Consider the following 20,100-nt stretch of genomic DNA (forward strand, 5'->3'; position numbering starts at 1 on the left):
TCCCAGTAAACGGCGGCCGTAACTATAACGGTCCTAAGGTAGCGAAATTCCTTGTCGGGTAAGTTCCGACCTGCACGAATGGCGTAACGATGGCCACACTGTCTCCTCCAGAGACTCAGCGAAGTTGAAATGTTTGTGATGATGCAATCTCCCCGCGGAAAGACGGAAAGACCCCATGAACCTTTACTGTAGCTTTGTATTGGATTTTGAACGGATCTGTGTAGGATAGGTGGGAGGCTTTGAAGTGAGGACGCTAGTTCTCATGGAGCCGACGTTGAAATACCACCCTGGTGCGTTTGAGGTTCTAACCCAGGTCCCTTATCGGGATCGGGGACAGTGCATGGTAGGCAGTTTGACTGGGGCGGTCTCCTCCCAAAGCGTAACGGAGGAGTTCGAAGGTACGCTAGTTACGGTCGGACATCGTGACGATAGTGCAATGGCATAAGCGTGCTTAACTGCGAGACTGACAAGTCGAGCAGATGCGAAAGCAGGACATAGTGATCCGGTGGTTCTGTATGGAAGGGCCATCGCTCAACGGATAAAAGGTACTCTGGGGATAACAGGCTGATACCGCCCAAGAGTTCATATCGACGGCGGTGTTTGGCACCTCGATGTCGGCTCATCTCATCCTGGGGCTGTAGTCGGTCCCAAGGGTATGGCTGTTCGCCATTTAAAGAGGTACGTGAGCTGGGTTTAAAACGTCGTGAGACAGTTTGGTCCCTATCTTCCGTGGGCGCTGCAGATTTGAGGAAGCCTGCTCCTAGTACGAGAGGACCGGAGTGGACACACCTCTGGTGTATCGGTTGTCACGCCAGTGGCATTGCCGAGTAGCTAAGTGTGGAAGAGATAACCGCTGAAAGCATCTAAGCGGGAAACTCGTTTCAAGATGAGATCTGCCGGGGCCTTGAGCCCCCTGAAGAGTCGTTCAAGACCAGGACGTTGATAGGCTGGGTGTGGAAGCGCAGTAATGCGTTAAGCTAACCAGTACTAATTGCTCGTGAGGCTTGACCCTATAACTTTGATGACGTGATCATCAAGGTGGTTATGCCAAGTAAGGCGCAGTCAAAATACAAAGCTGATTACAGACTCTATGAATTCGTTGTGTTGCTCACAAGAGCAGCATGACAACAAGTTATGCCTGATGACCATAGCAAGTTGGTACCACTCCTTCCCATCCCGAACAGGACAGTGAAACGACTTTGCGCCGATGATAGTGCGGGTTCCCGTGTGAAAGTAGGTCATCGTCAGGCTCTTACAGCCCAAGAAACCCCGTAGCCCAAAGCTACGGGGTTTTTTGCTTGTTTGCGCAGAATACCTGTTCTGGCCCTGCGCGATGTGCGTGCGCCATGGTGGGTGCGCCGGCTTGAAAGACCAACATGCAACTGCAAGACATTCTGTATTCCCAAGGCTTCGGTATCCGCCGCGTGTGCTCGGGCCTGGTCCAGCAGGGCTGGGTGGAACTGTGGGACACCGAGGCCAACGACTGGGTGCGTTGCCTCGACTCCACGCAGGACATCGATCCTGAAGGCCTGCGCTATCGCGTACAGGGCGTGGAGTGGGCCTATCACGCGCTGGGCTATGTGCTGCTGCACAAGCCGGCGGGCACGGAGTGCTCGCAAAAGCCTTCAACCTATCCGAGCATTTACTCGCTTTTGCCCATGCCGCTGCGCCAGCGCCCGAACAAGGGTGCCGTGCAGGGCGTGCAGGCCGTGGGCCGGCTGGACCAGGACACGACGGGCCTGCTGCTGCTCAGCGATGATGGCCAGTTCATCCACCGCATGAGTTCGCCCAAGAAGCACGTGCCCAAGGTCTACCGTGTGACCACCAAGCATGCCGTGGATGCGCGGCAGGTGCAGCGCCTGCTGGAGGGCGTGGTGCTTGATGACGACCCCAAGCCCGTCAAGGCGGCTGCCTGCGAGCAGGTGAGCGAGCATGTGCTGGACCTCACGCTGACCGAGGGCAAGTACCACCAGGTCAAGCGCATGATCGCCGCCGTTGGCAACCGCGTTGAAGGCCTGCACCGCTGGAAGATTGGCGAGCTGGAGCTCACCGAGGACCTGCAGCCGGGCCAGTGGCGCTGGCTGTCGGCCGAGGACCTGGCCAAGCTCAAGGCCAAGTGAAGCTCTCTTGTCGTTTCCCATGATGAATTCCTCTGAGCCGCGCCCAGGCTGGGCCCTGCTGTGCACGGCCTTCGATGCCCCCACGCCGCACGCGCTGCGCATCCGGCTGGACGTGCTGATCGTCGTGGATGGCCGCGGCATGATCGATGCCGTGCTGGAGCGCGGTGATCCCCGCCGCGCCGCTCTGGAGGCCGCGCATGCGGCCGCAGGCACGCTGCAGCGCCTGCCCGAGGGCCAGTACCTTTTGCCCGGCATGGTGGACCTGCATGTGCATGCCCCGCAATGGCCGCAAAGCGGCAAGGCCCTGGATGTGCCGCTGGAAACCTGGCTGCAGGAGTACACCTTTCCCCTGGAAGCGCGCTACGGCGATGCCGGCTTTGCCACATCGGTCTACGACAGCGTGGTGCGTACGCTGCTGGCCAATGGCACGACGACGGCCATGTACTTCGGCACCATCCACGCCGTGGGCAACCAGGTGCTGGCCGAACGCTGCCTGGCCCTGGGCCAGCGCGCCCTGGTCGGCAAGGTGGCCATGGACGAGCCGTCGCAATGCCCCCCGTACTACAAGGACGACAGCGCCGCCGAAGGCATTGCCGAGACGGCGCGCTTCATCGACTGGCTGCGCCAGCATCCGGACAACGCGCAGCAGCGCGTGCTGCCGGTGATCACGCCGCGCTTCATTCCTTCGTGCACCGACGAGCTGCTGCGCGGCCTGGGCGACCTGGCTGGACGCACCGGCGCCCATGTGCAAACCCATTGCTCCGAGAGCGACTGGGCCCACGCCCATGTGCTGGAACGCCAGGGCCGCACCGATGCGCATGCGCTGCATGATTTCGGCCTGCTTACGCGCCGCACGGTCGTGGCCCATGCCAACTTCCTCACGGCCGATGACGTGGCGCTGATGGCGCGCACGGGCGCCTCGGTGGCGCATTGCCCGCTATCCAACTTCTATTTCGCCAACAGCGTTTTCCCCGCGCGCAGCGGCCGCGAGCAGGGCCTGGGCATGGGACTGGCCACGGACATTTCGGGGGGCTACAGCCCCAGCATGTTCGACGCCTGCCGCCATGCCATGACAGCCTCGCTGGCCTTGCACGAAGGCGTGGATCCGGCGCAGACGGCCGCCCGGCGCGGCAGGGCGGGGCAGGGCGTGCAGGCCCGCATCGACCACGTCTTTGCACTGTGGCTGGCCACGGCGGCGGGTGGCGATGCGCTGGACCTTCCCATTGGCCGCATCGAGCCCGGCCATGCCATGGATGCCCTGGCCGTCGACTGCCTGGCGCCGGACTCCAATGTGCAGATCTGGCCCGAGCAGGACGGCCCGGCCGACATCCTGCAGAAGATCATCCACCATGCCACGCGTGCCAATGTGGCCTGCACCTGGGTGCAGGGCGCGTGCGTGCACCGGCGCCAGGCGGCCAGCCCCGCCTGAAGACCGGCTGCGTTTGCGCACTGGCTGTTTCCCGCGTTTTCCGCTCCATGACCGAACCGACCTCCTCCTACGAAGGGCGCCTGATCGCCCGCCCTGACGACCGCGTCACGCTCTCCCAGGCCCTGTTGCTGGGCCTGCAGCATGTGATGGCCATGGACGTGTATGTCGTGCCCTTCATCATTGCCTCGGCCCTGGCGCTGTCGCAGGCCGACGCGGCGTCCATGATCCAGTCCACCTTCCTCGCAGCGGGACTGGGCACGCTGATCCAGACGGCCTGGTGCATGCGCATGCCCGTGGCACAAGGGCCTTCCTACATTCCCCTGGGTGCCATCCTGGCCGTGGCCTTTGGCGCGGGCGGCGGCTTCGGCGGCATGGGAGCGGTCTATGGCGCGCTGATTCCGGGAGCGCTGATCGTCATTGCGCTGGGGGCGCTGGGCTGGTTCCACCGCGTGATCCGCTGGCTGGTGCCGCCCATCGTCGGCGGCACCATCATCCTCGTGGTGGGGCTGTCGCTGCTGCCGATTGCGCTGAGCGCCAACGTGTTCGCGGTCCACGGCGGCATGACGGTCAACCAGTCCATCGCGCTGGCATCGGTATCGGCGGCGCTGCTGATTGCGGCCATGATGCTGGGCCTGCGCTTCGACAACCGGCTGGGCCGCTGGATGCGCCTGTCGTCGGTGATCATCGCGCTGGCTGGCGGCACGGCCGTCGCCTGGGGCATGGGGCTGTTTGCCTGGCAGCCCATTGCCGATGCGCCCTGGCTCACGCTGCCCAAGCTGGCGGGCATCGACTATCCGCTGCAGTTCTCGCTGCCCGCCGTGCTCACCTTCGTCGTGATCTACCTCGTGGTCATGGCGGAGACCACGGGCACGTGGTTCGCGGTCTCGGCCGTGATCAACCAGCCCATCACCAGCCGCCAGCTGGACCGTGGCGCCGTGGGCGAAGGCCTGAGCTGCAGCGTGGCCGCGCTGATAGGTGCCACGCCGGTCACCGGCTACTCCACCAACGCCGGCGTGATCTCCATCACCGGCGTGGCCAGCCGCATGGTTTTCATTGCAGCCGGCCTGGTGCTGGCCTGCCTGGGCTTCCTGGGCAAGTTCTCCGCACTGATCGCGGCCATTCCCTCGCCCGTGATCGGCGGCATGTTCGCCGTGGTCTGCGTGACCATTGCCATGGCGGGCATCCGCATCCTGCGCCATGTGCGCCTGGACGAGCGTGCCATGCTGGTGGTGGGCGTGCCCATCATCTGCTCCTTCTTTGCCACCCTGGCCCCCAAGGACTGGGTGCAGACCCTGCCGGACATGCTGCAGTACCTGCTGGGCTCGGCCGTGACCGTGGGCGCCATGGCCGCCATGGTGATGAACCTCATCCTGCCGCGCGCGCAGGATGACGACGCCCCGGCCAGGGACCAGGTGGTCTGAACGCCGCAGGGCCTGCTTCCCGCAAATCCATGCAAAAAAGGCCATGCGCAGTTGTTGCGCATGGCCTTTTTTGCTGGAAGAGGCGGGCAGGGCCGTGCGATTCAGCGCCGGTCCAGATCGTCGATGGAGGCGCTCCAGCGGCTGTCCCAGCTGCCGCGCTCGCGCACCTGGTCGATCTGGCGGCGGTCGCGCTTGGTGGGGCGGCCTTCGTGCTGGCTGGCGATGCTGCTGGCGGGCTCCGGCGCCAGCCGGCGCTGCTCTGCCAGCCGTTCGCGCTCGGCCAGGCTTTCGGCGGTTTCCTCGTACAGGGCCTGGGCCACGGGGGCGGGGCCCCGCATGCCTGAGAGGCCGCGGATGACCACGGTGCGCGGGACCTGGCCCTGGCGCAGGGCCACGGTGTCGCCGCAGCGCACCTCGCGCGCGGGCTTGACCAGGGCTCCGTTGACGGTGACGCGGCCCTTGCCGATTTCCTCCGTCGCCAGGCTGCGCGTCTTGTAGAAGCGCGCGCACCACAGCCATTTGTCCAGACGCATGGATTCGATATCGGTCATGGCGTTATTGTGCGCGCGGCGCGGGGTGCCTGCCAGTGGTCGGCTGCAGCGGAATCGCCACGTGCGCATGCAGTCCGCAGACCAGGCCTTGCCGGTAGATGTTGCGCAGCTCGATGGCGCCGCCCAGCGTCTGCACGATCTCGTGGCAGATGGCCAGCCCCAGGCCCGAGCCGCTGCGCGCATTGCCGGCCGAAAATGGCTGGAACAGCCTCTGCGCCAGCTCGCTGTCTATGCCCGGCCCGCTGTCGCGCAGGCTGAGCACGGCCTGGCTGCCTGCCTGGTGCACGCTGATGTGCAGGCTGCCGGCCGCAGGCATGTGGCGTATGGCGTTGTGCAGCAGGTTGCGCGTGAGCTCGCGCAGCATCCATTCGTGGGCAGGAACGGGGCAGGGCTCCGTGTCTATGGAAAAGTCGATGTCCTGCTCCGCAATCAGCGGCGACAGTTCGATGGCCACGTCGCGCACCACTTCGTCCAGCAGGCTGGGCGCGGGCGATGCGGGCTCGGCGCTGTCTTCCTGGCGCAGCTGCTCGACCTTGGCCAGCGCCAGCATCTGGTTGGCCAGGCGCGTGGCGCGGTCCACGGTGGCGCCGATTTCCTCAAAGGCCTGCTCGGCCGGCACATCGCCGCGCTGGGCCGACTGCAGCTGTGCCTTGAGCACGGCCAGCGGCGTGCGCAGCTGGTGCGACGCGTCGCGCACAAAGCGCTTCTGGTCCGACAGCAGCTGGCGCAGCCGCAGCATGAGCTGGTTGATGGCCTCCAGCAGCGGCTGCAACTCGCGCGGTGCTGAGGGTGCCGACAGCGGGCTCAGGTCGCCGCGCGGGCGCGATCGCAGGTCGCTGCTGAGCCGGCGCACGGGCTGTGTGGCGCGCTGGACGACGAAGATCACGATCAGCGCCACGGCGGCCACCAGCAGGGCCTGCCGCGCCAGCGTGGTGCGCAGGATCTGCAGGGCCAGCGCTTCACGCAGCTCCAGCGTCTCGGCCACCTGGATCACGGCCATGCCGCGCCCCTTGGCGCTGGCCACGGGCTGCAGCAGCACGGCCATGCGCACGGGCCGGCCCCGGAACTGTGCGTCGTAGAAGTCGACCAGGGCCGCGTAGGGCGGGCGCTGGGGAATGACGCCGTGCCACATGGGCAGCTCGCCAAAGCCCGACACCATTTCCCCCTCCAGCGTGGAGACGCGGTAGAACATGCGGCTCTGGTTGTCGGCCTCGAAGATCTCCAGCGCCGAGTAGGGAACGATGGCATGCAGCTGGGCGGACTCGTCATAGCCCGTCACATCCAGCTGCTCGCTGATGCTCTTGGCCGAGGCCAGCAGCGTGCGGTCATAGGCGGTGTTCAGCGCAGCCAGCGTCTGGTGGTACAGGCTCCAGGTATTGAAGCCAATGAACAGAATGACGGGCACGAGAATGCCCGTCAGCAGCTGGCGGCGCAGCGACCAGGGCTGGCGCGTGCGCGCGGGGGCGGGAAGGGGAAGACCGGGGTCGCGCATGGGCTGCGGTGAGTGGTGGAGTGCCTCAGGCCGACTCGGCCTTGAGCAGATAGCCCAGGCCGCGCAGCGTGACCAGCTGCACGCCCGTGCCCGACAGCTTCTTGCGCAACCGGTAGGCGACGACTTCCACGGCTTCGTACTGCACGTCCGACTCGCCGGGAAACACCAGCGCGAACAGGCGCTCCTTGGCCACGGCATGGCCGGGGCGTGCCAGCAGGGCGTGCATCAGGGCCAGCTCGCGCGGCGTCAGCTCCATGATCTCGCCATCGCGGTGGATGGCGCCGCTGGCCTTGTCGTAGCGCAGCGCACCCATGGCGATGGTCTCGGGCGGCGGCTTGGGCGTGAAGCTGTCGCTGCTGCGGCGCAGCAGGGCGCGCAGCCGGGCCTCCAGCTCGTCGAGGTCGAAGGGCTTGGCCAGGTAGTCGTCGGCACCGGCGTTCAGGCCCAGCACGCGGTCGCCCACGGTGCCGCGCGCGGTCAGGATGAGCACGGGCGTGCGCAGGCCCTGGCCGCGCGCACGCTCCAGCACCTGCAGGCCGTCCAGGCCGGGCAGGCTCAGGTCCAGCACCACGGCGTCGGGCTCGCGCACCAGCCACTGCGCCAGGGCCGAGGGGCCGTCGGCCGCCGTCTCCACCTGGATGCCGCGCCGGATCAGCGTGCGCTGCAGCGTGGTGCGCATGGCGTTGTCATCTTCTACGAGCAGCAATTGCATGGGCCGGACGTTAGCACCGGGCGCGATGCAGGCCATCGTGGCGAGAGCGATCTAGGGATTCCCCTAGGGGTTTGGACAGCCATTTGACAGGTAGCGAACCGATCATCGACAGCCTTACAACACAAGGAGTCAAACCATGCGTCGTGATACTTTTCTGAAGTCGCTGGCCGCACTGGCCGCCGCAGGCAGCCTGCCGCTGTCTGCGCAGGCTGCGGCAGCCGTCAAGATGATGCTGCCGGCCAACCCCGGCGGCGGCTGGGACACCACGGGCCGTGCCCTGGGCAAGGCTTTGCAGGACGCTGGTCAGGCTGCTTCCGTCACCTATGACAACAAGGGCGGCGCCGCCGGCGCCATCGGTCTTGCGCAGTTCGTCAACGGCAGCAAGGGCGATCCCAACGCCATGATGGTCATGGGCGCCGTCATGCTGGGCGGCATCATCACGGGCAAGCCGCCCGTGAACCTGACGCAGGCCACGCCGCTGGCGCGCCTGACCAGCGAATACAACGTGTTCGTGCTGCCCGCCAACTCGCCCTTCAAGAACATGGCCGAGGTGATCGCCCAGCTCAAGAAGGACCCGGGCTCCGTCAAGTGGGGCGGCGGCTCGCGCGGCTCCACCGAGCACATTGCGGCGGCCATGATCGCGCGTGAAGTCGGCGTCGATCCCTCCAAGATCAACTACGTGGCATTCCGTGGAGGCGGCGAGGCCATCTCCGCCATCCTGGGCGGCAACGTCACCGTGGGCGGCAGCGGCTACAGCGAGTTCGCCGAGTACATCGGCACCGGCAAGATGAAGCCCATCGGCGTGACCTCGGGCCAGCGCCTGAAGGGCGTGGACGTGCCCACGCTCAAAGAGCAGGGCATCAACGTGGAGATCGGCAACTGGCGCGGCGTGTACGGCGCGCCCGGCATCACCAAGGCACAGCGCGATGCGCTGGTCGCCATGATCGAGAAGGCCACCAAGAGCAAGGCCTGGGCCGAGGCGCTGCAGAAGAACGACTGGACGCCTGCATGGCTGGCCGGCGATGCCTTCGGCGAGTTCGTGGACCAGGAGTTCGCGAGCCTGCGCGCCACCATGGTCAAGTCCGGCATGGTGTGATCGAGCTGCTGCACCGGCCTCTTGCGGGGTCGGTGCAGCAACAGGCCCGCACTCCTGCGGGCCACGGCAGGCGCCAGTCGCAGCGCCTGCTTCAAGAAGCGGAAGATGCCCGCGCGCCGCGCCAGCGGCTCGCAGGCCCCGGCGGCTTAATTTTTTCCCCACGTCTGCAGCGGTGGCCGGCCCGGTCGCCGGTCCCGCTGCGGCCAGGAACTGACCATGTCCGAGTCCTCACAACCCAATCCACTTGCCACGGATGCCGCCCAGGCTGATGAGCCCAGCGGCTTTCCCTCGGTACGCGCGCAGACCATCGTCGGCTCCGGCGTGCTGCTTGTCGCTGCAGGCCTGGCCTTCGGCGCGCTGCAAATCCCTGGCGATGCCGGCTACGGCGGCGTCGGCCCCAATTTCCTGCCCTGGCTGTGTGCCTTGGTGCTCGCAGTCTGCGGCGCCTGGCTGGTCTGGGAGGCACGCACGGGCGGCTTTCGCGAAGCCTCTTGCGGGGGCGGCCACCCACGAGCCGACATCGGCGCCTTCGTCTGGGTGTCGACGGGCCTGCTGGTCAATGCCGTGCTGATCGGCACCGTGGGCTTCATCGTCAGCTGCACCGTCTGCTACGTGCTGGCCGTGCAGGGCCTGCGCCGTGCCGGCGGCCAGGCCCAGGCGGGCAAGCCCATCACCTGGGCCAAGGACGTGGTCACCGGGCTGCTGATCTCGGCGCCCGTGTTCTGGGCCTTCACGCAATTCCTGGCGATCAACCTGCCAGGCCTGACTGAGACGGGGTGGCTGTAATGGAAATCTTTGACGCACTGCTGGCGGGCTTTGCCACCGCCATCACACCGGCCAACCTGCTGTGGGCCCTGGTCGGCTGCGCCCTGGGCACGGCCGTGGGCGTGCTGCCCGGCATCGGACCGGCCGTGGCCGTGGCCATGCTGCTGCCCATCACCGCCAAGGTCGATGTCACCGCCTCGATGATCTTCTTCGCGGGCATCTACTACGGCGCCATGTACGGCGGCTCCACCACCTCCATCCTGCTGAACACTCCCGGCGAGACCGCGAGCATGGTCACGGCCATGGAGGGCAACAAGATGGCCAAGAGCGGCCGCGCGGGCGCCGCGCTGGCCACCTCCGCCATCGGCTCCTTCGTGGCCGGCACCGTGGCCACCGTGGTCGTCACGCTGTTCGCGCCTTCGGTGGCCGACTTCGCCGTCAAGCTGGGCCCGCCCGAGTACTTCATGCTGATGGTGCTGGCGTTCACCACCGTGAGCGCCGTGCTGGGCCAGAGCGCATTGCGCGGCATGACGGCCCTGTTCCTGGGGCTGGCGCTGGGCTGCATCGGCATGGACCAGATCTCGGGCGCTGCGCGCTACACCATGGGCAAGATGGAACTGCTGGACGGCGTGGACATCGTGCTCGTGGCCGTGGGCCTGTTCGCCGTGGCCGAAGTGCTGTACGCCGCCATGTACGAAGGCAAGGTCGTCGATACGCAAAACAAGATGGGCCGCGTGCACATGACCGGCCGTGACTGGAAGCGTTCGTGGCCCGCGTGGCTGCGCGGCACCGTCATCGGCACGCCCTTCGGCTGCATTCCCGCCGGCGGCACCGAGATCCCGACCTTCCTGAGCTATGCCACCGAGAAGAAACTGGCCAAGGGCGAGGACCGTGCGGAGTTCGGCACCAAGGGCGCCATCGAAGGCGTGGCCGGCCCAGAGGCGGCCAACAACGCCACCGTGACCGCCGCGCTGATCCCGCTGCTGACCCTGGGCATTCCCACCAGCAACACCACGGCCGTGCTGCTGGGCGCCTTCCAGAACTACGGCATCAACCCCGGCCCGCAGCTGTTCAGCTCGTCCGCGGCCCTGGTCTGGGCGCTGATCGCCTCGCTGTACATCGGCAACCTGATGCTGCTGGTGCTCAACCTGCCCATGGTGGGCCTGTGGGTCAAGCTGCTCAAGATCCCGCGTCCCCAGCTGTACGCCGGCATCCTGATCTTCGCCACCGTGGGTGCCTACGGCATGCGCCAGAGCGCGTTCGACCTGTTCCTGCTGTACGGCATCGGCGTACTGGGCGTGATCATGCGCCGCTTCGACTTCCCCACCGCGCCCGTGGTGGTGGGCATGATCCTGGGCCCCCTGGCCGAGGCGCAGATGCGCAACGCCGTGTCCATCGGCGAAGGCAGCTGGTGGATCTTCCTGCAGCGCCCCATGTCGCTGACGCTGATCATCATCGTGGCCTGCGTGCTCATCGTGCCGCGCGTGCTCAAGCGCCTGCAGCCCAAGCCCTCGCCGCAGGCCACTGCCGGCTGACGCCAACCCGTTGCTAGCCGGCCCGTCGATGCTACGCATGGCGTCCACGGGCCCCTGACAGCCCCTGCCTTTCGAGGCAGGGGCTTTTTTCGTCAGCTGGTTGATGCCTTCCATTCACAGATGGTGTTCCAGCAGACCGTCTAGTCCCGCGCCGCCCTTGAATCCATGATCCTGCCATCCACAGACATCGGATTCCTTGCATGCGGCAACTTTTTCCATCGCTTTCCACGGCCTCGGGCGCGGCCCTTCTGGCGCTTGTGATTTCCACGCCAGCCATGGCGGATTCAACGGCGCCGGCGGGTTCGGCTGAAGCCTCCCACTGGGCTGCCACGTGGCAGGCCAGCCCGCAGCCGGTCTGGGGGGCGGATTTCCTCTTTCCCACCAATCTGCCCGCTGTGCTGCAGGACCAGACCGTGCGCCAGGTGGCACGCATCAGCCTGGGCGGGCCGCGCCTGCGCATCGTGCTGTCCAACGCCTACGGCGGCCAGCCTGTGACCGTGGGCAGGGCGACCGTGGCAAAGCCGTTGCCGGCAGGCGCCGTCGAGTCCGGCAGCCTGCAGGCCGTGACCTTTGGCGGCAGCGCGCAAGCCACCATTGCCGCAGGCGCATCCCTGGTCAGCGACCCTGTGGCCTTGCCGCTGGCCTCGCTGTCGCAGGTGGCCGTGAGCCTGTACCTGCCCGGTGCCACGCCTGTGCAGAGTTTTCACTGGGATGGGCGTCAGACCGGCTGGATCGTGGCGGGCGACCAGTCCGCGGCTGCGGCGCTGCGGACTTCGGACCCTGGCGCAATCAGCAGCACGGCCCGCCCGCTGTTGGCGGGCATAGAGGTCGAGGCAGAAGCTGCGGCGCCCGTGGTAGCGGTGATGGGCGACTCCATCACCGACGGTGCCACGGCCAGCCTGGACAGGGACAGCCGTTGGCCGGATTTCCTGGCCGCGCGCCTTGCGCCGCACGGCGCGGCGGTGGTCAATGCCGGCATCTCGGGGGCGCGCCTGCTGTCCGATAGCATGGGCGAGCATGCCCTGGCGCGGCTGGAGCGTGATGTGCTGGCCCAGCCCGGTGTGCGCAGCCTCATCGTGCTGCTGGGCATCAACGATATTTCCTGGCCCGGCACGGCCTTTGCGCCGCGGGCGCAGCGCCCCACGCTGCAGGACATGGCGGAGGGCTATCGCCAGCTGGTTGCCAGGGCGCGCAGCCACGGCCTGCGCGTGATCGGCGCCACCTTGCCGCCTTTCGAGGGCGCCTTGCCAGGCACGCCGCTGGACGACTACTACCAGGACGGCAAGGACGACCTGCGGCGGCAGGTGAATGCATGGATACGGTTGGGCGGCGCCTTCGATGCCGTCATCGACTTCGACGCCGTGCTGCGCGACAGCGCCCACCCGGCACGCATGGCGGCGCGCTTCGACTCGGGCGACCACCTGCATCCTGGCGACGAAGGCAACCGCGCCATGGCCAACGCGGTAGACCTGAACGCCATACTGCCCGGCCTGCCGCAGCGCTAGTGCGTCGCGGCGGCGGGGGCTGGCTTCCATATAAAATGCAAATGGTTCTCATTTGTCATACGTCCCCGGCGTGCCTGCGCCCTGGGGCACAGGGAGGGGTACTGTGGCCGCCGCCAAGTTTGCGCTTCAGCAACAAGTCGAAATTCTCTACACCGATCACCATGGCTGGCTGCGCGGCCTGCTGCGCCGCAAGCTGGGCAATGCCTTTGATGCGGCCGATCTGGCGCACGACGTCTACCTGCAACTGCTGCGCACCGGCCGTGTTCCGCCGGCCGACGAGCACCGCCGCCATCTCACCCAGATCGCCAACGGCCTGGTGATCGACCTGTACCGGCGCCGCCGCGTGGAGGCGGCCTATCTTGAAGCGCTGGCCCTGCTGCCCGAGCAGATGGCGCCCTCCGAAGAAACACGTGCCCTGGCGCTGGAGGCGCTGGTGGAGATCGATGCCGCGCTGAACGGCCTGCCGCCCAAGGCGCGCAAGGCCCTGCTGCTGTGCAAGCTCGACGGCATGGCCTACCGAGATATCGCGGCCGAGCTGGGCGTGTCCGTGTCCTCGGTGGAGAAATACATCGCTGCCGGCCTGCTGGCCTGCTACCAGGCGCTGCACGGCGCCGTGTGCTGAGTGGCCGGCATGTCTTCATCTCCGGCATCGGCCGCGTCAGCCGCATCCACTGACGCCTGCGCAACTGCGTCCGCCAGCGAGCCGCTGGAGCCGGCCATCGTCCAGCGCGCCGCCGAATGGATGGCCCGGCTGTGGGCTGACGACGCCAGCGATGAAGACCGCGCCGCCTGCGCCCGCTGGCGTGCCGAGCATCCGCGGCACGAGCTGGCCTGGAGCCGGCTGCAGGCCTTTGACGACAAGCTGCGCAGCGTGCCCGGCGGCATCGCGCGGCATACGCTGGGGGACACCTCCGCTGCGTCGCCGGCGCCCCGGGGCCGCCGCCGTGCCATGCAGTTGCTGGGCCTCATGGCCACGGCCGGAGGCATTGCCCATGTGGTGCGCGGCACCGATGCATGGCAAATCGCCGCCGCCAGCCATGGCACGGCGCGCGGTGAAGTCCGAGAGATCACGCTGCCGGATGGCACGCAGGTGGTGCTGGCCTCGGCCTCGGCCATCGACCTGCGCTTTGACGAGGCCGAGCGCCTGATCCTGCTGCGCGCCGGCGAAATCCTCGTCACCACCGCGCCCGATCCGCAAAGCACACCCCGCCCGCTGCGCGTGCGCTCGCGCCACGGCACGGTGCAGGCCCTGGGCACGCGCTTCACGCTGCGCCAGGAAGATGAGCAGTCCCGCGTGGCCGTGTTCGAGGGCGCGGTGGAGGTGCGTCCTGCCAGGGCGCCGGGCCAGGTGGTGCGCGTGGATGCGGGGCAGGGCGCCGTCTTCACTGGCGAGCAGGCCCGGGCTCCGGTGCCTGCGCAGGAAAGTGCCGCCGCCTGGGCGCGCGGCGTGCTGGTGGCCGACAACATGCCGCTGGGCGAGCTGGTGGCCGAGTTGGCGCGCTACCGCACGGGCCTGCTGCGCTGCGACCCGCAGGTGGCCGGCCTGCGCGTCACGGGCGTGTTCTCGTTGCGCGATACCGACCGCGCCCTGCACAACCTGGCCCTGGGCCTGCCCGTGCAGGTGGTCTCGCGCACGCGCTACTGGGTCACGGTGCAGGCGCCGGGCTGAGGCTTCTTTCATCGCGGCGCCTTCCCCGTATCTCGGAACCCGTTACCGGCTGATTCAACTTTCTGCCCCTGGGGATTGAGGGTTTGGCGTTCTCGTTCGGAAGACAGGCAAGAGCCCTTGTTTTCTGTTCTTTTCTGTTCCGCCATGCCTTCCAGGAGAACCCATGCACTCACCCGAGGCCGATGACGCCCAGGCCGGCCCCGGCCCCATTGCGCAGACGCTGCAGCCCATCCGCGCGCAGCTTGTTCTTGCCGCGCTGCTGTCGTTTGCGGGCGCCGTGCTGGCGCTGGCGCCGCTGGCCGGCATCGCCCATATCGCGCGGCTGGCGCTGGCCGATGGCGGCATGGTGGCGGCAGATGCCTGGCGCGTCATCGCGCTGTGCCTTGTCTGCCTGTTCGCGGGCATGGCCCTGGTGTCGGCGGGCGAGCTGGTTGCACATCTGGCCGACAACCGTCTCACCCACGGGCTGCGCCTGTCGGCCATGCAGCGGCTGGCGCGTGTGCCGCTGGGCTGGTTCACCGAGCGGGCCTCGGGCCAGGTCAAGCAGGCCATGCAGGACGACGTGGCCACCCTGCACGAGCTGACCGCGCACTTCTACACCACGGTGGGGCGCGGCGCGGGCACGGTGGCCGCTTCTGCGGTCTACCTGGTGGCCATGGACTGGCGCATGGCCCTGGTCTCGGCCCTGCCGTTCGGCATCTTCTTTCTGGTGATGCGCCACGCCATGCAGGCCAGCAGTGCCCACATGCCGGCCTTTGGCGCGGGACTGGCGCGCATCAACAACGCGGTGGTGGAGTTCGTGCACGGCATTCCCGTGGTCAAGGCCTTTGGCGCCAGCGGCCGAGCCCATGGCAGCTACCGCGAGGCCGTCGATGGCTTTACCGACGCCTTCCTCGGCTTTGCGCGTCCGCTGGTGTCGGCGCGCGCTAATGCCAATGCGCTGATCGCGCCCGTAGCCGTGCTGGGGGTGGTGCTGGCCTTTGGCACGCTGTTCACGGCCCTGGGCTGGATGGCACCCGTGGACGTGCTGCCCTTTGCCCTGGTGGCGCCGGGCATCAGCGCGCCGCTGCAGCTGCTCAGCTTCAACCTGCATGCGCTCAACCACGCCACGGGCGCCGCCCAGCGCGTGCAGGCGCTGCTGCGCACGCCCGTGCTGGAGCAACCGGCCGCCGATCAATGCAGGCTGCCCCAAGGCTGCGAAGTCCGCTTCGAAGGCGTGGGCCATGCCTACGAGGCGGGGCATGACGTGCTCAAGGGCATGGATTTCACGCTCAGGCCCGGCACGGTGACCGCCGTGGTGGGGGGCTCGGGCGCGGGCAAGTCCACGCTCGCCCGGCTGCTGCTGCGCTTCTTCGACCCGAACGAAGGGCGCATCACGCTGGGCGGGGTGGACCTGCGGCAGGTCGAGACCCGGCAGCTGTACCGCCACCTGGCCTTTGTGCTGCAGGACGTGCGCCTGGTGCATGCCAGCGTGCGCGAGAACATCGCACTGGGCCGGCCCTCGGCCAGCGCGCAGGAGGTGGAAGAGGCGGCGCGCGCCGCCCACATCCATGAACGCATCCTGGCGCTGCCGCGCGGCTATGACTCCGTGATCGGCGAAGACGCCCAGTTGTCCGGCGGCGAGCAGCAGCGCGTGAGCATTGCGCGCGCCGTGCTGCTGGATGCGCCCGTGCTGGTGCTGGACGAGCCCACGGCCGCTGCCGATGCCGAGAGCGAGGCCGCCATTCAGGAAGCCCTGTCGCGCCTGGCCGCCGGACGCACCCTGCTGGTCATTGCCCACCGGCTGGACACCGTCATGCATGCGGACCAGATCCTGGTGGTGGAAGGCGGAGCCATCCGCGAGCGCGGCCGCCACGCCGAGCTGCTGGCGCTGGGCGGACGCTACGCACGGTTGTGGGCGCTGGGCGGGTACGAATCACAGCCCTCCCAATCCCTGCCTTCCACCCCCGCCCTGGCCCCGGAGCTGCCCCCATGCTGAAGACCCTGATGCAACTGCTGGGCGACGACGCCCGGCTTTTCCGCCGCTATGCCTGCATGGCCGTGCTGCATGGCCTGCTCAGCGGGCTGGTCGTCACGGCCCTGGCGCCCGTGGCGTCGCGCCTGCTGGCAGGCGATACGCGCGGCGCCGCAGCCTGGCTGGCCGTGCTGCTGGCGGGCGTGGTGCTGTGCTGGGCCTGGCAGCGCCAGGTGGAAAAGGCCGGCCTGGGCCTGGGCGCCGCCGTTCTGCGCGTGGCGCGCCACCGGCTGGGCGACCATGTGGCCCGCCTGCCCGTGGGATGGTTCACCCCCGAGAACACGGCCCGGCTCAACCACGTCGTTTCGCAGGGAATGATGGAGGTGGCCCAGCTGCCGGCCCATGTGTTCACGCCCGTGTTCAGCGGCGCCGTGGCGCCCGTTGCCGTGGTGGCCGCGCTGTGTGCCATGGACTGGCGCATGGGCCTGATTGCACTGCTGGCGCTGCCGCTGCTGGCCGGCGTGCTGCTGGTCACCGCGCACCTGGGCCGCCGTGCCGACGAACGCCTGCAGCGCAGCATGGCCGGCACCAGCCAGCGCATGGTGGAATTTGCGCAGGCGCAGTCCGTGCTGCGCGCCTTCAATGGCGAAGGCGGCGGCACGCGCTGGCTGGAGCAGGCCCTGGGCCGGCAGCGCGCATCGGGCGCGCAGTCCATTCGCCTGGCGGCGCTGTCGGGCGTGCTCAATGGCTGGGCCGTGCAGGCCGTGTTTGCGGCCCTGCTGGTGGCCGGCGCGCTGTGGCTGGACGAGCGCCTGGGCGGCGTTGCAGCACAGGGCATGGGCATGGGAATGGAAGCCGCCATCCCCGTGATCGTGGCCCTGCTGCTGGCCTGCCGCCATGTCGATCCGCTGCTGGAGGTGGCCGGCTACGCCGACTCGCTGCGCGCCGCGCGCGTGCAGCTCGATGCCGTGCGCGACATCCTCGCGGTCCAGCCGCTGCCCGAGCCTGCCGTGCCCCAGGCGCCGTGCAATGCCTCGGTGGAGCTGCGCGATGTGGTGTTCCGCTACGCGCCGGGCCAGCCCGAGGTGCTGCGCGGCCTGAGCCTGCGCGTGGAGCCGGGCTCGATGACGGCGCTGGTTGGCGCCTCGGGCTCTGGCAAATCGTCCGTGCTGCGGCTGATCGCACGCTTTTTCGATGTGCAGCAGGGCAGCGTTCTGGTGGGCGGCATCGACGTGCGCCAGATCGCGGGCGAGCGGCTGGCCGGGCAGATCAGCCAGATCTTCCAGGACAGCTACCTTTTCCAGGGCTCCATTGCCGACAACATCCGCATGGGCCGCCCGCAGGCCAGCGATGCCGAGGTGATGGAAGCCGCCCGCCAGGCCGGCGTGGCCGAAATCATCGAGCGCCTGCCGCAGGGCCTGGACACGCCGGTGGGCGAGGGCGGGGCGCGCCTGTCGGGCGGCGAGCGCCAGCGCATCGCCATCGCGCGTGCGCTCATCAAGGATGCGCCCATTTTGCTGATCGACGAGGCCACGGCCGCGCTGGATGCCGAAAACCAGGCCGCCATCGCCCAGGCGCTGGCGCGGCTGCGCGGCCGGCGCACGCTGATCGTGATTGCCCACCAGCTGTCCACCGTGGCCATGGCCGACCAGATCATCGTGCTGGACCAGGGCCGCGTCAGCGAGCAGGGCACGCCGCAGCAGCTGGCACAGGCGCAGGGCCTGTATGCGCGCTTTCTGGCGCGGCGGCGCGCCGCCAAGGGCTGGCGCATTGCGGGAACGCGCACGGTAGCGGGCACGGGCACGGGCACGGGTGAGGACCTCCGTTGAGCGAGCCTGCGAAGCCAACGACAGGGACGCAGGTCCCGCGCCTGGCGCCGTGGCTGCTGCCGTTTGCCGCGCTGTGCTGCGCCTCCGTGCTCACCGGCGCGCGGCAGGTGGAATGGGGGCAGCTGCTGTCGCTGTCGGGCGATGCCTGGCTCACCCTCACGGCCAGCCGCCTGCCGCGCCTGGCAGCGCTGGTGCTCACGGGGGTGGGGCTGTCGGTGTGCGGCGTCGTGCTGCAGCAGATCGTGCAGAACCGATTTGTGGAGCCTGCGACCTGTGGCGGTCTGGACGCGGCCAAGCTGGGCATTCTGGTGTCGCTGACGGTGGCGCCCGCCTCGGCCTTCACCTCGGGCGCGTGGGGCGTGGCCTGGCGCATGGTGTTCGCGCTGGTGTTCTGCCTGGGCGCCAGCCTGCTGTACGTGGCCATCATCCGCCGCATGCGCCTGCGCAACCTGGTGCTGGTGCCCGTGGTGGGCCTGATGTACGGCAGCGTGCTCAGCGCCATTGCCGAGTTCCATGCCTTTCGCCACAACCTGCTGCAAAGCATGCAGGGCTGGCTGCTGGGCGACTTCTCGCGCATTGTGCAGGGCCACTACGAGATCATCTACCTCATCGTGCCCATCGTGGTGCTGACCTATGCGTTTGCGCACCGCTTCACCGTGCTGGGCATGGGCGAGGGCATGGCCACCAGCCTGGGGCTGAGCTATCCGGCGCTGGCCACGCTGGGCCTGGTGCTGGTGGCGGTCACCGTCTCGGCCACGGTCATCACCGTGGGCGCCATTCCCTTCGTGGGCCTGGTCATTCCCAACCTGGTGGCCATGCGATGCGGTGAGAACCTGGGCCGCACCCTGCCCATCGTCGCGCTCAGCGGCGCCTCGCTGCTGCTGGCCTGCGACATCGTGGGCCGGCTGATCATGCACCCCTTCGAGGTGCCGATCGGCCTGACGGCGGGTAGCGTGGGCGGCGTGCTCTTCCTCGTGCTCATCCTGCGCAGAAGGCCGTGATGCGCAAGGCCTTGCCTCACACCACCGCGTGGATTGCGGCTGCCTTGGTGGTGGCCGCGCTGGCGGCCTGCTTCGTGCTGCTGGGCTCGGGGCTGGACTTCGGCTACGTCATTGCACGGCGGCTGACGCGGCTGTCGGCCATCGTCATCGGCGGCATCTGCATTGCGCTGTCGTCCATCGTCTTCCAGACGCTTGCGGGCAACCGCATCCTCACCCCCGCCATCATGGGTTATGAGGCGGTCTACCTGCTGCTGCAGGCGCTGCTGGTGCTGGCCATGGGCGTGCAAAGCCTGGTGGTGCTGGGCCCCAGCGGCAACTTCTGGCTGTCGGTGGCCTGCATGCTGGGCTACTCCTGGGCCCTGCACCGCTGGCTGCTGGGCGGGGGGCGCGACAACGTGTACTTCCTGCTGCTGCTGGGCCTGGTGCTGGGCATGGTGATAGGCACCTTCACGCAGTTCGTGCAGCTGCGCATCAGCCCCGGAGAGTTCTCTGTGCTGCAGGGCTACAGCTACACCTCGTTCAACCGCGCCCGGCCCGCGCAGCTGCTGTGGTCGGCGCTGATCGTGGCCGTGGCCTGCGTGATCGTGCGGCGCAGCCTGCCCGTGCTGGACGTGCTGGCCCTGGGGCGCGAGCAGGCCATCTCGCTGGGCGTGCACTACCAGCGCCAGCTGCGCCTGCAGCTGGCGCTGATTGCCGCGCTGGTGGCGGTGTCCACCAGCCTGCTGGGGCCCACGGCCTTCATGGGCATCTTCGTGGCCCACATCAGCTATGCGCTGGCGGGCACGGCGCGCCACCGGGTCACGCTGCCGCTGGGCTGTGCCGTGGCCGTGTCCATCTTCATCGCGGCGCAACTGGCGGTGGAGCATGTCTTCAACTACCGCACCTCGGTGGGCATCCTCGTCAACCTGGTATGCGGCAGCTACTTCCTTGCACTCATGGTGCGCGGGCGCGGCCGGGCCTGAGCCGAGCACCGGCGCCACCAAAAACACCCAACGCAATGCATCCCATTTTTCAGGAGAGA

At 68.0% G+C, this 20,100-nt stretch carries 16 protein-coding genes and 2 rRNA genes (1 of these 18 cut by a window edge); 15 read left to right on the top strand and 3 right to left on the bottom strand.

Annotated elements, in window-relative coordinates; genetic code table 11:
* The 5 genes from ACN20X_RS11900 to ACN20X_RS11920 form a co-directional block, all read left to right on the top strand.
* Positions 1–1,012, top strand: a 23S ribosomal RNA gene (locus ACN20X_RS11900) (it extends 1,864 nt beyond the left edge of the window).
* Positions 1,013–1,137: 125 nt separating this feature from the next.
* Positions 1,138–1,250, top strand: a 5S ribosomal RNA gene (rrf, locus tag ACN20X_RS11905).
* A 126-nt stretch (positions 1,251–1,376) separates the two neighbouring features.
* Positions 1,377–2,120 (top strand): 16S rRNA pseudouridine(516) synthase, encoded by a 744-nt coding sequence (locus ACN20X_RS11910; protein WP_016449647.1) that lies wholly within the window; start codon positions 1,377–1,379, stop codon positions 2,118–2,120.
* Between the two features lie 19 nt (positions 2,121–2,139).
* A complete protein-coding gene (guaD, locus tag ACN20X_RS11915) occupies positions 2,140–3,549 on the top strand; it encodes a guanine deaminase (RefSeq protein ID WP_250439539.1) in 1,410 nt (469 codons plus the stop codon).
* 47 nt (positions 3,550–3,596) lie between these two features.
* Complete coding sequence (locus ACN20X_RS11920; RefSeq protein ID WP_016449645.1) at positions 3,597–4,970, top strand: uracil-xanthine permease family protein; 1,374 nt, start codon at positions 3,597–3,599, stop codon at positions 4,968–4,970.
* Positions 4,971–5,071: 101 nt separating this feature from the next.
* On the opposite strand, the gene ACN20X_RS11925 is transcribed toward ACN20X_RS11920, so the two are convergent.
* The 3 genes from ACN20X_RS11925 to ACN20X_RS11935 are packed head-to-tail and all read right to left on the bottom strand — an operon-like array spanning position 5,072 to position 7,761.
* Positions 5,072–5,521, bottom strand: a complete 450-nt coding sequence (locus ACN20X_RS11925; RefSeq protein ID WP_016449644.1) for an RNA-binding S4 domain-containing protein — start codon at positions 5,519–5,521, stop codon at positions 5,072–5,074.
* A 4-nt stretch (positions 5,522–5,525) separates the two neighbouring features.
* Positions 5,526–7,013: a sensor histidine kinase gene (locus ACN20X_RS11930; protein ID WP_016449643.1), complete on the bottom strand. Its 1,488-nt coding sequence runs from the start codon at positions 7,011–7,013 to the stop codon at positions 5,526–5,528.
* Positions 7,014–7,038: 25 nt separating this feature from the next.
* Entirely contained in the window at positions 7,039–7,761 is a 723-nt protein-coding gene (locus tag ACN20X_RS11935; protein WP_016449642.1) for a response regulator transcription factor, read from the bottom strand.
* A gap of 100 nt (positions 7,762–7,861) precedes the next feature.
* Between ACN20X_RS11935 and ACN20X_RS11940 the strand changes: the two genes are divergently transcribed.
* From ACN20X_RS11940 to ACN20X_RS11985, 10 genes are all read left to right on the top strand, one after another.
* A complete protein-coding gene (locus ACN20X_RS11940; protein WP_016449641.1) occupies positions 7,862–8,821 on the top strand; it encodes a Bug family tripartite tricarboxylate transporter substrate binding protein in 960 nt (319 codons plus the stop codon).
* Positions 8,822–9,037: 216 nt separating this feature from the next.
* The gene (locus ACN20X_RS11945) at positions 9,038–9,607 is read left to right on the top strand and encodes a tripartite tricarboxylate transporter TctB family protein (protein WP_016454030.1); all 570 of its coding nucleotides are present in this window, start codon (positions 9,038–9,040) and stop codon (positions 9,605–9,607) included.
* Entirely contained in the window at positions 9,607–11,121 is a 1,515-nt protein-coding gene (locus tag ACN20X_RS11950; RefSeq protein WP_016449639.1) for a tripartite tricarboxylate transporter permease, read from the top strand. The genes ACN20X_RS11945 and ACN20X_RS11950 overlap by 1 nt, the downstream gene beginning before the upstream one ends.
* A 200-nt stretch (positions 11,122–11,321) precedes the next feature.
* Positions 11,322–12,626 (top strand): SGNH/GDSL hydrolase family protein, encoded by a 1,305-nt coding sequence (locus ACN20X_RS11955; protein WP_473210636.1) that lies wholly within the window; start codon positions 11,322–11,324, stop codon positions 12,624–12,626.
* Between the two features lie 103 nt (positions 12,627–12,729).
* A complete protein-coding gene (locus tag ACN20X_RS11960) occupies positions 12,730–13,248 on the top strand; it encodes a sigma-70 family RNA polymerase sigma factor (protein WP_244386519.1) in 519 nt (172 codons plus the stop codon).
* Between the two features lie 9 nt (positions 13,249–13,257).
* Positions 13,258–14,295 carry a FecR domain-containing protein gene (locus ACN20X_RS11965; RefSeq protein ID WP_473210637.1) on the top strand — a complete coding sequence of 346 codons (1,038 nt, stop codon included), beginning with the start codon at positions 13,258–13,260 and terminating at the stop codon, positions 14,293–14,295.
* Between the two features lie 163 nt (positions 14,296–14,458).
* The gene (locus ACN20X_RS11970) at positions 14,459–16,273 is read left to right on the top strand and encodes an ABC transporter ATP-binding protein (protein WP_267178819.1); all 1,815 of its coding nucleotides are present in this window, start codon (positions 14,459–14,461) and stop codon (positions 16,271–16,273) included.
* Complete coding sequence (locus ACN20X_RS11975) at positions 16,267–18,078, top strand: ABC transporter ATP-binding protein (RefSeq protein ID WP_473210638.1); 1,812 nt, start codon at positions 16,267–16,269, stop codon at positions 18,076–18,078. Before ACN20X_RS11970 ends, ACN20X_RS11975 begins: the two co-directional genes overlap by 7 nt.
* Complete coding sequence (locus ACN20X_RS11980; RefSeq protein WP_016454035.1) at positions 18,075–19,079, top strand: ABC transporter permease; 1,005 nt, start codon at positions 18,075–18,077, stop codon at positions 19,077–19,079. Before ACN20X_RS11975 ends, ACN20X_RS11980 begins: the two co-directional genes overlap by 4 nt.
* Positions 19,079–20,041, top strand: coding sequence for an iron chelate uptake ABC transporter family permease subunit (locus ACN20X_RS11985; protein WP_017405488.1), 963 nt, complete (start codon positions 19,079–19,081; stop codon positions 20,039–20,041). Before ACN20X_RS11980 ends, ACN20X_RS11985 begins: the two co-directional genes overlap by 1 nt.
* The last annotated feature ends 59 nt before the right edge of the window (positions 20,042–20,100 follow it).

The sequence above is a fragment of the Delftia sp. PX-1 genome, assembly GCF_055797465.1.

Excerpts from the sequence above, each read along its gene's own strand:
- ACN20X_RS11910 (WP_016449647.1), top strand. The coding sequence starts at position 1,377 with ATGCAACTGCAAGACATTCTGTATTCCCAAGGCTTCGGTATCCGCCGC.
- guaD (WP_250439539.1), top strand. The coding sequence starts at position 2,140 with ATGATGAATTCCTCTGAGCCGCGCCCAGGCTGGGCCCTGCTGTGCACG.
- ACN20X_RS11920 (WP_016449645.1), top strand. The coding sequence starts at position 3,597 with ATGACCGAACCGACCTCCTCCTACGAAGGGCGCCTGATCGCCCGCCCT.
- ACN20X_RS11925 (WP_016449644.1), bottom strand. The coding sequence starts at position 5,521 with ATGACCGATATCGAATCCATGCGTCTGGACAAATGGCTGTGGTGCGCG.
- ACN20X_RS11930 (WP_016449643.1), bottom strand. The coding sequence starts at position 7,013 with ATGCGCGACCCCGGTCTTCCCCTTCCCGCCCCCGCGCGCACGCGCCAG.
- ACN20X_RS11935 (WP_016449642.1), bottom strand. The coding sequence starts at position 7,761 with ATGGCCTGCATCGCGCCCGGTGCTAACGTCCGGCCCATGCAATTGCTG.
- ACN20X_RS11940 (WP_016449641.1), top strand. The coding sequence starts at position 7,862 with ATGCGTCGTGATACTTTTCTGAAGTCGCTGGCCGCACTGGCCGCCGCA.
- ACN20X_RS11945 (WP_016454030.1), top strand. The coding sequence starts at position 9,038 with ATGTCCGAGTCCTCACAACCCAATCCACTTGCCACGGATGCCGCCCAG.
- ACN20X_RS11950 (WP_016449639.1), top strand. The coding sequence starts at position 9,607 with ATGGAAATCTTTGACGCACTGCTGGCGGGCTTTGCCACCGCCATCACA.
- ACN20X_RS11955 (WP_473210636.1), top strand. The coding sequence starts at position 11,322 with ATGCGGCAACTTTTTCCATCGCTTTCCACGGCCTCGGGCGCGGCCCTT.
- ACN20X_RS11965 (WP_473210637.1), top strand. The coding sequence starts at position 13,258 with ATGTCTTCATCTCCGGCATCGGCCGCGTCAGCCGCATCCACTGACGCC.
- ACN20X_RS11970 (WP_267178819.1), top strand. The coding sequence starts at position 14,459 with ATGCACTCACCCGAGGCCGATGACGCCCAGGCCGGCCCCGGCCCCATT.
- ACN20X_RS11975 (WP_473210638.1), top strand. The coding sequence starts at position 16,267 with ATGCTGAAGACCCTGATGCAACTGCTGGGCGACGACGCCCGGCTTTTC.
- ACN20X_RS11985 (WP_017405488.1), top strand. The coding sequence starts at position 19,079 with ATGCGCAAGGCCTTGCCTCACACCACCGCGTGGATTGCGGCTGCCTTG.